The following is a 9909-nucleotide window of genomic DNA, read 5'->3' on the forward strand; positions in this document are numbered from 1 at the left end:
TAAACGCTACCAACCCCGTTCCCCGGCCATGGCTGCCCATCTCACTGACCGCATTTGGTCTATCTCTGACATCCTTCGCCATCAGGTCTTTCCATCCAGCCACCGGTGATAATCTCAAATGACTACCCTGATTCCAGGTGCACCCAAAAACGAAAATCCGAGGGTCGGTTTCCTCGGATTTTTACCGTCCTGGACTTGGTGGAGCCGAGGGGATTCGAACCCCCGACCTCTTGAGTGCGATTCAAGCGCGCTCCCAGCTGCGCCACGGCCCCAAGCGTTTGATAGTGTAGCCGGGAGCGCTTCTGGTGTCTAGCCTTCCTTTACCCGCACCTCAACCCGGCCCCGGCGGTCACGCACTTCCAGCTTGGTCTTGGCCCGGCCCCGGCGGTACTCCGACTTGTAGCGGCCATCGCTAGCCTGGAACTTAACCCTAGTCCAACCCCGAGCTACCAGGTCGCGGTGATGATAGGTATACACCTCGGCTACCCGGCTGCTGCGGTACACCACCAGGATCCCCTGGGGTTCGGGAACCCGCTCCACCACCACAATGCCCGGCACCAGGGCAATCCGCACATCCGCGCTGATGACCAGGGTGGGCGGGGGTGGGGCCTCGAGGGTCACGCGTATCTGGGCAAAGGCCACCGAACCTAACGCAAGCAAGGCCACAAACCACTTCATAGGCTCTACATTAGCCCCTGGATGTCCAGGCTCGCATGTGAGGGATGTTAAAGGGCCTTTCACCTTCGACCAGAACCCCGCTGGGCGGGCTGCTAGAATGAAGCCCAATGAACGACGTCTGGGAGATGTTGAGCGAGCCCTTCCCGCCAGAGGAACTGGCGTGGCGCGTGGAGGCTCTATCCAAAGACAAAAGACGGGCCCTGGTAGCGCCATATCTGGACGCCCGGGCAGTGCTGGATCGGCTGGATGAGGTGGTCGGTATCCACGGCTGGCAGGACACCTACGAGGTGCTCCACACCCCGACCAATGCAGCAGGCCATTATGCGGTGAAGTGCAGGCTTACCGTGATGGATATTTCCAAGGAAGACGTGGGGGAGGGCGATAGTTTCAAGGCAGCTTTTGCCGATGCGCTCCTGCGAACCGCGATGAAATTTGGCCTGGGTAGGCACCTGTACCACCTCGAGAAGCAGTGGGTTGACCACAACCCCGAGACCGGGCTGTTTCATCCACCTCATACACCGGAAGTCGCCTCTCACAAAAGAACGCCATCAGAAGCCCCCTCTCGCCCGGAAAGCACTCCTACCCCCCTTGAGGCCAAACCCGAACCCCAGGAACTGATTGACCGCTTGATTGAACGCCTGAAGGAGGAAGGTTTGGGCAAGCAAGCTGCCCAGATTGTGATGAAATATGGAGGGTATGGTAAACATCCGGACGAAACCCGTAAACTCTACGGCGAGCTACGCGCTTTGCTAAAAGGGCAGGCTTCGTAAGCAGAGGATACCCGTGATTAAGGTTATCGCCATTGGAGACCTCCACGCCGACTTTCCCAGGCTGTGGCGGGCCTTGAAGAACTCGTACGCGGTGGGCGAGGACTGGCTGCCTTCCGACCCCCTCAGACGCGGCACCTACCGGGTGGTGCTGATGGGCGACCTGGTGCACCCCAAGCTGCTGGCCGACTACCGCCGACTGACCGGCCTCGAGGACTACGACCCCAACAACCCCGACCACCTGCGCATGGCGGCCAGGGCGCAAATCCGCGAGCTGATGCGCATCAAACGCTTCCAGGAGGCCGCCCCCAAGCACATCACCATCCTGATGGGCAACCACGACCACGCCGCCATCACCGGCGAGATGGTTCTGGGGAATGCCCATCTCGAGCACAAGGAGTTTCACCCCGAGCTAGGAGGGGTGGAGTTTCCCGAGGACTTGAAAAACTGGTTTCAAACCTTCCCGGCCCAGGTCAATCTGTACGGGGTGAATTTTGCCCATGTGGGGCCAGTACCGTGGCTGCAAACCTACGATGAAATGTTCTACAACGGACGCGAAGCCAAAGAGTGGTGGCTTCACAACGCCGATTACGTCGAGCGCATGGGATACCGCTTTGGCGTGTACGGGCACACCGTGATGAAAAACGGCATCCTGGTTAAGGACAAGCTGGCCCTGATTGACGCCCTGGATAAGGATCAGTACCTGGAACTGATTCTCGATGAGGACAAGCTGGACTGGGAAATAGTGGAAATCCCGCCGGTGGGCGCAACTTTTCAATAATGGGACTGCAAAGAAAAGCCTGCTAACAACGGGAAAACGCTTGGGTCTTCCCAACAACCATGAACCTCACCTCGCCTAAAGTTGTCCGGGAACTGCTGGAGCGCTATGGCCTGCGGGCGGATAAGCGTTTTGGGCAGAATTTTCTGGTGGAGAAGGGCTACCTGGACAAAATAGTTCAAACCGTTGGCTTTACACCGGGCGAAACCGTGTACGAGGTGGGGCCTGGGCTGGGAACCCTGACCCGGGCGCTGGCCGAGGCGGGTGCGAGGGTTATTAGCCTCGAGATGGATCGTCGGCTCGAGGCCGCCTACACCGAGACCCTGGCCGGGCTGACGGCGCAAATCGTCTGGGGAGATGCGCTGGCTTTTGACTGGGCCAGTGTCCCCCCCCAGAGCCTTTTTGCGGGCAACCTGCCCTATAACATTGCCACCCCCCTCATCACCCTGTTGCTGCGCTCAGGCCGGTTCCGCCGCATGGTGGTGCTGGTGCAAAAGGAGGTGGCACTGCGCATGACCGCCCAACCAGGTACACCTGAATATGGGCTCCTGAGCTTGCGGGTGCAGTACCACGCGCAGGCCCGGCGCATCGTGGACTTGCCCCCCGGCGCCTTTTTCCCCCCGCCCAGGGTCACGAGTTCGGTGGTTTGCCTGAACCCCAATACCAACCCCGACCACCCCGCGCTCTTTCGCCTGATCGAAGCGGCGTTTGCCCAAAGGCGCAAAACCCTGCTCAATGCGCTCAAGGCCGCAGGTTACGACCCCGGCAAGGTTTCTCAGGCGCTATGGGCCCTTAATCTTCCCCCCCAGGTACGGGGTGAGGCCCTGAGCTTGCAGCAATTTGAACAATTTCTCGATAGAATCAGCTAGATTGAGACCTTGTTAGGGATTTCTCATACGCTTGCGATAACCTACTACTCATCTTGCTGGTTATACCGCTAGGATATAAGAAACCCTGCAGCGGTTCACACAGGCTGGGAGGCCGGGATGCGGTTTTTTGTCGTAGGGGACGTATCGGTTGACTTAATCTATTTTCTCGAGCGAATCCCGGAGCCAGGCGAGGAGGTTCCGGCTCAACGAGCCCTGATGAAGCCTGGGGGAGCGGGGGGCACCCTGGCCGCCCATCTGGCCAGTCTGGGCAACAAGGTCTATCTTGCCAGTCGGGTAGGCAACGACCCATTCCGCAGTGTGGCCCTTTCTCAACTCGAGAAAGCGGGCGTTGACCTCAAATATCTACAGGTGGATTCCGAACAAACCACCTCTTCCATCCTGATTTTGCTGATACCAGGGGGCGAACGCTCCATGATTTCGGCGGGGGGCGCCAGCCGCTACCTAGATGTGGCCGAGTTCAAGGCCAAAATGCTTGACCAAATAGACGCGGTGGTGTTCTCGGCCTATGCCTTCGTGGGCGGCCCTCAGCGACAGTACGCCATCAACGCTCTGGATGCCGCGCGCAAACGCGACCTACCCATTTTCGCCGACCTCGGCACCGGCGCGGTGCGGGCCGCAGGCAAGGAACTTTTGGACATTCTGCGGGGCGTCCCCTACCTGCTGATGAACCAGGTGGAGCTGCTGGCCCTGACCGGCGCCACTTCGATTAGCGAGGGGGTCAACGAACTCAAGGGCTGGGGCCTCGAGACCGTCATCGTCAAGGTTGGCGCGCTGGGCTCCATCGTGATTACCCCAACCCGGCAAGAACTGGTAGAGCCCTACCCCTTAGAAGAGGTGGTAGACACCACCGGCTCGGGAGATGCCTTTACCGCCACCTTCGCCCATGCCATTCTGCAAGGCAAAGACCCCTTTATGGCCGCCCGTTTGGGCAACCTGGCAGGCTCCCTGGCAGCCACCGCCATTGGGGGGCAGGGTCGCTTGATTACCGAGAAAGACCTTTTGCAGGCCAGGTAGTTGCACAAACGCCTCAGGCACGATGCGGGTTTTGTTTTTTTACCATTTTTAGTCAGCAATTTGCCCTTGCTTTTCGGAAAAAAAGACCCCTTTCTGGATCTCCTCGATAGGCCATAGCCGCCGGTGGAAGGGCTGGCATCGCTGGGATTGGATGGGTCACCTCTCTGAAGGTCAAAAATCACTAGTTCCAAATAAGGGCTTGACTACTGTAAGAGAGGGGTACGTGTAGATGAAACGCTTTCTTGGTGTCGTGCTGATGTTTTGGGTCGGCCATTCCTGGGCCCAGCCCTTGCCGGAAGTACCGGCTAGCGATGTGCAGGCTTTTGTAGCCCAGGCCCAGCGGGGCGGGCGGGTGGCAATGCGCGAGGGCGTTTATCGGCTAGACCGGCCCCTGATCCTCAACAACCCCGTTGAGCTAGTTGGCACAGGCAGCAAGAAGACCGTGCTGGCCTCCAAGGCCGAAGGGCAGTTGATACGCTTCAATAGCACGGGCAAATCCAGCGCAACCGGCATTGCTTTTGAACATCAGGGTACGGCCCAGGCTTATGTGATCTACATTCAAGCAGGCGACGTAACGCTAAACGACGTGGCGGTTAGTGGAGCCATGCGGGATGAAGCCAACCGTCAGGGCGGCTCGGGCATTATCGTGTGGAACAATGCCAAGCTGACCCTCAACAAGAGCGTGGTTTTCAAGAATCAGCTCGAGGGAGTCGCTGCACTAGCCCAGAGCCAGGTGGTGATTAACGACAGCGATATCTCGGAAAACCAGGGGAGCGGCCTCTCCCTTTACGACGATAGCACCGGTCAGGTTAACAACACTTTATTCGAGCTAAACCAGGCCAGCGGCCTCGAGGTTTTGCTACGGAGCAAACTAAGCCTCGAGAACAGCGATGTGCAGCAGAATGGTGAGTTTGGTCTGTTCGTGGCGGATACTGCCGTTGCCACGCTCAAAATGAACACCATCCAGCAAAACACCTACAGCGGTATTCTGGCTCGAGACCAGGCCCAGGTGAACCTGGAAAACAACGACATCCTGAGCAACAAGGAGTCGGGGGTGTTTTATGTGGGTTCAGCCACCGGCGCCGTCCGCAGCAATCTGGTTGAAAAGAACACCATCAACGGAATTGCCGTCAGCGAGAAAGCCCGTATCCAGGTGATCAACAACATGGTTCGCAGCAACGCGGAGTTTGGAATCTATGCAGAAAAAGAGGCCTTGCTTGTAGCTCAACAAAACACCATTGAATCCAGCGGTTACAGCGGCATCCTGGCACGGGATAGTGTGCAGGCCATCCTCGAGCGCAACCTTCTGCAAAGCAACGGCGAGTATGGGATTTTCTTTGTGGGCAACGCTGGGGGTCGGGTACAGGGCAACGAGTGCAAACAAAACAAACGCGTCGATCTTTATCTGGAAAAGACCAGCAAGCCCACGGTCGGAGAGAACGCCTGTAAAGTAGAGCGCCAGCCGTAAATCAGCACCTATCAGCAAAGTACCGCCGTATGGCCCCCAGCAAAGCCAGCCCCACCGCCCCGCTTTTTTCTGGGTGGAACTGTGGGGCTACTACGTTTGCCCTGGCATACAGGGCGGTAAAGCGGGTTCCGCTGTAGTCGGTGATGCCGATGCTTCCGTCTACGAGGGGGGCATAGTAGGAGTGCACAAAGTAGAAAAACCGGCCCGATAGTTGCGCAAAAGGGGGCTGGTACTCCACCGTATTCCAGCCCATTTGCGGCACCCTCGGGGCCTGAAAGCGGGCGAGTCGTCCCGGAACCAGGCCCAGCCCGGGCGTCGTTGGCGCTTCTTCGGAGCCTTCGAAGAGGATTTGCATACCCACGCAAATCCCCAGGAAAGGCTTTCCTGCTGCAATGTGCCGCCGCACCCCTTCTTCAAAGCCGGAAGCCTCAAATGAGCGCATCACCTGCCCAAAATGGCCCTGTCCAGGTAGCACCAGCAGGTCGTGCCGGTCGATCTGGGTCGGATCCGCCGAGATCGTGACCGTGTAGCCGGTGGCTTGCAGGGCTTTGGCTGCGCTGTGCAGGTTGCCGGAGCCATAGTCAATCAGGAGCGTTTTCATGGTACGGGTCAGAGTGGTTTCGCTCGAGCTTCTACAACACCTCTTTGGTGCTGGGCAGGTCGCTTCGGGTGAGGCGGGTGGCCTGGTACAGGGCCCGGGCCAGCGCTTTGAAGGTGGCCTCGAGCACGTGGTGGGCTTCCCGGCCCGCCAGCAGGCGCACGTGCAGGGTGAGCCCCGCATGATTGCACAACCCCCGCAGAAACTCGCGCAGGTGGTAGGCGTTGAGCCCTCCCGCACTGCCTTCGATGCCCAGCTCTTCAGGCACAAAGGCCAGGTGGCTGCGCCCAGAGAAATCCAGCACCACCTGCACCAGGGTCTCGTCCATCGGCACGCTGGCTTCGCCGTAGCGCTCGAGCCCCCTGGCATCCCCCACCGCTTGCCGGAGGGCCATCCCCAGCGCAATGCCCATGTCCTCCACCAGGTGATGCACGTCCACGGCCAGATCCCCTTTGGCCTCCACCACCAGCCCAAAACGCCCATGCCGCTGAAAGGCCAGCAGCATGTGATCCAAAAAACCCAGGCCGGTTGAAATGCTGCCCTGGGACGCTCCGTCGAGGTTCAGGCTCAGCTTGATCTGGGTTTCGGCCGTGTTGCGTTCGATGTTCGCACTACGCATGGGGCACCTCGACCAGGGAAAAAGCCACCTCCAGGAAGCGCTGGTTTTCCTGCGGCGTACCCACCGAGACCCGGATGCAACCTTCCAGGCCCAGATAATGGTCTTGCCGCCGCACCAGGATACCTTGCTCCAGCAGCGCATTGTAAGCGGTGGCAGCATCAGGGGTGCGGATCAGCAAGAAGTTGGTCTGGCTCGGGTAAACCTTCCAGGTGGGGTGTGGTTGCAGGGCTTGAAATAGGCGTTCCCGCTCACTCGTTAGGGTCTGCACAATTGCCTGCACATAGCCGGGCGACTCCAGAACCGTCAGGAGAACCTGAGCGGTGTGTGCAGGCAGACCAAAGGGGGGCACAAAGTTCTGCACAACGTTGCAAACCTCGGGCGAGGCCATCAGGTAGCCCGCCCGGATACCCCCCAGCCCCCAGGCTTTGGAGAAGGTACGCAGAAGGGCCACGTGGGGGTTGGCCCTAGCCAGCCAGGCGTAGTCGGTGCCGGAAAACTGGTGGTAGGCTTCGTCAATAACCAGTAGCCCGCCGGTTTGCGCGGCTGTATCGGCCAGGCGGCGGATATCGCTCTCGGCAAAAAGCTGCGCGGTAGGGGCGTGGGGGTTAGGCAGAAAGAGTACAGCAGGGGTTTCTTGAAGGGCCTCGAGCAGCGCCTCCGTCGGCAGTGCAAACCCCTCGCCCAGCGCAATGGCCTGGTAGGGGGTGGCCGATATTCTGGCAGAAAAAGCATAGTGTGGAAAGGAAGGCGCGGTGTCCAGCACCCGCCCCGCCGCCTGTACCAGGGCCTGAATCAGCAGGTTGGAACCCGGCGAGACCACCAGGCCCTCCATCGGCCAGTCCAGATATGCCGAAAGTATTTCGCGCACATCCTCGGCGTGGAGGGGAGGGTAGCGGTTGAAATCCAGGTGCTGCAAACGCTGTAGAACCCGCTGCTTAAGTTCAGCAGGCAGATCGTACGGGCTCTCGTTCTGGTCGAGCTTGACAGATGCTTCTACCTTTTTGTAGGGGTAGCTGGGCAGCCCTTGGAGATGGGGTTTGAAAGCCTTCACCCCCCGATTGTGGGGAGTCTGGGGTTCAGAGTCAAGGGTAGCAGCGCACGAGCTCCACGGCCAATACCAATGGTCATCGGCAAGACTCGGTGGGCCGCTCTCCCAACCCGGGCGGTTAGACTGACCAGATTTGGCGACCCCTACAAGAGCGCCCTCCTCATTCCAACCGTGAACCCAGTACCAATGCGGCAGCACACCGTTGCGTAGGCTGGGGCCATGCGGATCGGGATGGTGTGCTATCCGGGCCTGGGCGGGAGCGGCATTGTGGCCTCGGAGCTGGCCGACCGGCTGGCCCGAAGGGGGCACCGGGTTTTCTTGTTTGCGACCGAGCTGCCCATGCGTTTGCCGGAGGACAGCCCGGTGCAGTTTATGCCGGTAGAGGTGCCCAATTATCCGGTTTTTCCGGCCCCCCTCTACACCCTGGCCCTGGCGGGAGCCCTGGAGCGCGCCATCCGGGAGGAGCACCTCGAGCTTCTCCACACCCACTATGCCATCCCCCACGCGGTGGCTGCCGAGCTGGCCGCCGAAGGCCGCATTCCGTTGGTGCACACGCTGCACGGCACGGATGTAACTTTGTTGGGGATAGACCCGGCCTATCAGACCCTTACCAGCAAGGCGTTACAAAAGGCCAGAGCCGTGACCGCCGTCTCGCATAACCTGGCTCAGCAGGCCCAGCGTACCTTTGGGGTGTACCCGCAGGTGATTTACAACGCTGTGGACACCGAGCGTTTTCGACCCAACCCCGAGGCCAGGCGCTTTTATGCCGCCAAGGACGAGTTTCTGCTGGTTCACGCCTCCAATTTTCGCGCCGTCAAGCGGGTGGGCGACATCATCCATGTGTTCGCCAAAATACGCCAGAAGCTCAAGGCTCGGCTGGTTCTGGTGGGCACCGGCCCGGAGCGGGCCGAGGCGCTCTCCATTGCCCATAGCCTGGGGGTGGACGACAGTGTGACCTCGCTGGCTACGGCCAAAAACCCCGAGGCGGTGATTGGGGCAGCGGACGTGTTCTTGCTGGCCTCGGAGTACGAGGGCTTTGGGCAGTCGGGCCTCGAGGCCCTGGCCTGCGGGGTTCCGGTAGTTGCAACCCGTGTGGGAGGCATTCCCGAGTGGCTGACGCCGGAGGTGGGGCGCCTGGTGGAGTTCGGCGATCTGGAAGCCTTTGCCCAGACGGTAGTGGAGCTGCTGTCTTCACCCAGCCTGGCGCAGATGCGCGAAGCCGCCCGGCAGTACGCCCAGGCCCATTTCAACCCGGAACGCATTACAGACCAGTACGAGCAGGTATATCGGCTGGCCCAGCAGAAGGGGTTGCTCGAAGGAAAGAATCTGTAAAACCAGAAGCGAATCAAGGAATACAGCTTGACGACCAAATCGCCTGGGGCTTAGATTGGCCCAAGGTTGTCTTGCAATAGCCGTATTCATCGCAGCAAAAAGTTGCCTCTGGAAAAGAGACGACCTGGCTCCAGAGCAAGCACCAGGAGGTTTATATGCTGGAAGGATTCAAAAGCTTCATCATGCGTGGAAACGTGCTCGACCTGGCGGTAGGTGTGATCATTGGAGGGGCTTTTGGGGCGATTGTCAACTCGCTGGTCACCGATGTTATCACCCCCCTCATCGGTATGATCTTTGGCGCACCGGACTTCTCGGCCATCAAGCTCGGAGCGCTGAATATCGGTAAGTTTCTCAACGCTGTGGTGAGCTTCCTAATGATAGCCTTTGCCCTGTACTTTTTTGTGGTCACACCCATGAACAAGCTGCAAGAAATGTCCAAAAAGAGCGAGCCGGCCACACCCGCAGCCCCTCCCGAAGACATTGTCCTGCTGCGTGAAATCCGCGATGCGCTGAAGAAATAGGGCACTCTGCAAATATTGCACCGTCGTAGAGATGTCCGTACACTTTCGCAAATATCTTGGAAGTCTTCTCGTCATATAAAGGGAAAGCCCCGAAAGGGGTGGAAAATAAAGAGGAGGAGAGACGAAGTCGTCAAAGGCTAGAAGCCACTCGCAATGCAACCCGTCCCTCCTCTTTATGCTTTGCGGAGCCCCGCTA

General features: G+C 59.3%; 11 protein-coding genes and 1 tRNA gene. 7 read left to right on the top strand and 5 right to left on the bottom strand.

The annotated features are described in order from the left end of the window. Positions 1-196 precede the first annotated feature (196 nt). Together J3L12_RS16180 and J3L12_RS16185 are read right to left on the bottom strand one after the other, a co-directional pair. Positions 197-272, bottom strand: a tRNA-Ala gene (locus J3L12_RS16180). Between the two features lie 37 nt (positions 273-309). Next, positions 310-678 (bottom strand): hypothetical protein, encoded by a 369-nt coding sequence (locus J3L12_RS16185; RefSeq protein WP_208016086.1) that lies wholly within the window; start codon positions 676-678, stop codon positions 310-312. A gap of 107 nt (positions 679-785) precedes the next feature. On the opposite strand from J3L12_RS16185, the gene J3L12_RS16190 reads away from it, so the two are divergent. The 5 genes from J3L12_RS16190 to J3L12_RS16210 all read left to right on the top strand — a co-directional run bounded on the left by J3L12_RS16190 (position 786) and on the right by J3L12_RS16210 (position 5595). Then, on the top strand, positions 786-1448 hold the full coding sequence (locus tag J3L12_RS16190) for a Rad52/Rad22 family DNA repair protein (protein WP_208016087.1): 663 nt from the start codon (positions 786-788) through the stop codon (positions 1446-1448). Positions 1449-1464: 16 nt separating this feature from the next. Next, positions 1465-2226: a metallophosphoesterase gene (locus J3L12_RS16195; RefSeq protein ID WP_208016095.1), complete on the top strand. Its 762-nt coding sequence runs from the start codon at positions 1465-1467 to the stop codon at positions 2224-2226. Positions 2227-2285: 59 nt separating this feature from the next. Further along, positions 2286-3092 (top strand): 16S rRNA (adenine(1518)-N(6)/adenine(1519)-N(6))-dimethyltransferase RsmA, encoded by an 807-nt coding sequence (rsmA, locus tag J3L12_RS16200; protein WP_208016088.1) that lies wholly within the window; start codon positions 2286-2288, stop codon positions 3090-3092. Positions 3093-3209: 117 nt separating this feature from the next. Then, positions 3210-4127 carry a carbohydrate kinase family protein gene (locus tag J3L12_RS16205; RefSeq protein WP_208016089.1) on the top strand — a complete coding sequence of 306 codons (918 nt, stop codon included), beginning with the start codon at positions 3210-3212 and terminating at the stop codon, positions 4125-4127. Between the two features lie 229 nt (positions 4128-4356). Then, the gene (locus J3L12_RS16210) at positions 4357-5595 is read left to right on the top strand and encodes a right-handed parallel beta-helix repeat-containing protein (RefSeq protein ID WP_208016090.1); all 1239 of its coding nucleotides are present in this window, start codon (positions 4357-4359) and stop codon (positions 5593-5595) included. 1 nt (position 5596) lies between these two features. On the opposite strand, the gene hisH is transcribed toward J3L12_RS16210, so the two are convergent. Genes hisH through J3L12_RS16225 form a run of 3 tightly spaced genes read right to left on the bottom strand, consistent with a single transcriptional unit; the run spans position 5597 to position 7863 of the window. Then, positions 5597-6196, bottom strand: coding sequence for an imidazole glycerol phosphate synthase subunit HisH (gene hisH / locus J3L12_RS16215; protein WP_208016091.1), 600 nt, complete (start codon positions 6194-6196; stop codon positions 5597-5599). Positions 6197-6227: 31 nt separating this feature from the next. Next, entirely contained in the window at positions 6228-6812 is a 585-nt protein-coding gene (gene hisB / locus J3L12_RS16220; protein WP_208016092.1) for an imidazoleglycerol-phosphate dehydratase HisB, read from the bottom strand. After that, positions 6805-7863: a histidinol-phosphate transaminase gene (locus tag J3L12_RS16225; protein WP_208016093.1), complete on the bottom strand. Its 1059-nt coding sequence runs from the start codon at positions 7861-7863 to the stop codon at positions 6805-6807. Before J3L12_RS16225 ends, hisB begins: the two co-directional genes overlap by 8 nt. Positions 7864-8079: 216 nt before the next feature. Here J3L12_RS16225 and bshA point away from each other — a divergent pair, with 216 nt between their 5' ends. Both bshA and mscL read left to right on the top strand, forming a co-directional pair. Continuing rightward, a complete protein-coding gene (gene bshA, locus J3L12_RS16230; RefSeq protein ID WP_243455326.1) occupies positions 8080-9192 on the top strand; it encodes an N-acetyl-alpha-D-glucosaminyl L-malate synthase BshA in 1113 nt (370 codons plus the stop codon). A gap of 155 nt (positions 9193-9347) precedes the next feature. Then, positions 9348-9713 (top strand): large conductance mechanosensitive channel protein MscL, encoded by a 366-nt coding sequence (gene mscL, locus J3L12_RS16235; protein WP_208016094.1) that lies wholly within the window; start codon positions 9348-9350, stop codon positions 9711-9713. Positions 9714-9909 lie beyond the last annotated feature (196 nt).

The sequence above is a fragment of the Meiothermus sp. CFH 77666 genome, from assembly GCF_017497985.1.
Lineage (GTDB): Bacteria > Deinococcota > Deinococci > Deinococcales > Thermaceae > Meiothermus.

Coding starts and splice junctions, on each gene's coding strand:
- J3L12_RS16185 (WP_208016086.1), bottom strand. CDS start 678: ATGAAGTGGTTTGTGGCCTTGCTTGCGTTAGGTTCGGTGGCCTTTGCC.
- J3L12_RS16190 (WP_208016087.1), top strand. CDS start 786: ATGAACGACGTCTGGGAGATGTTGAGCGAGCCCTTCCCGCCAGAGGAA.
- rsmA (WP_208016088.1), top strand. CDS start 2,286: ATGAACCTCACCTCGCCTAAAGTTGTCCGGGAACTGCTGGAGCGCTAT.
- J3L12_RS16205 (WP_208016089.1), top strand. CDS start 3,210: ATGCGGTTTTTTGTCGTAGGGGACGTATCGGTTGACTTAATCTATTTT.
- J3L12_RS16210 (WP_208016090.1), top strand. CDS start 4,357: ATGAAACGCTTTCTTGGTGTCGTGCTGATGTTTTGGGTCGGCCATTCC.
- hisH (WP_208016091.1), bottom strand. CDS start 6,196: ATGAAAACGCTCCTGATTGACTATGGCTCCGGCAACCTGCACAGCGCA.
- hisB (WP_208016092.1), bottom strand. CDS start 6,812: ATGCGTAGTGCGAACATCGAACGCAACACGGCCGAAACCCAGATCAAG.
- bshA (WP_243455326.1), top strand. CDS start 8,080: ATGCGGATCGGGATGGTGTGCTATCCGGGCCTGGGCGGGAGCGGCATT.
- mscL (WP_208016094.1), top strand. CDS start 9,348: ATGCTGGAAGGATTCAAAAGCTTCATCATGCGTGGAAACGTGCTCGAC.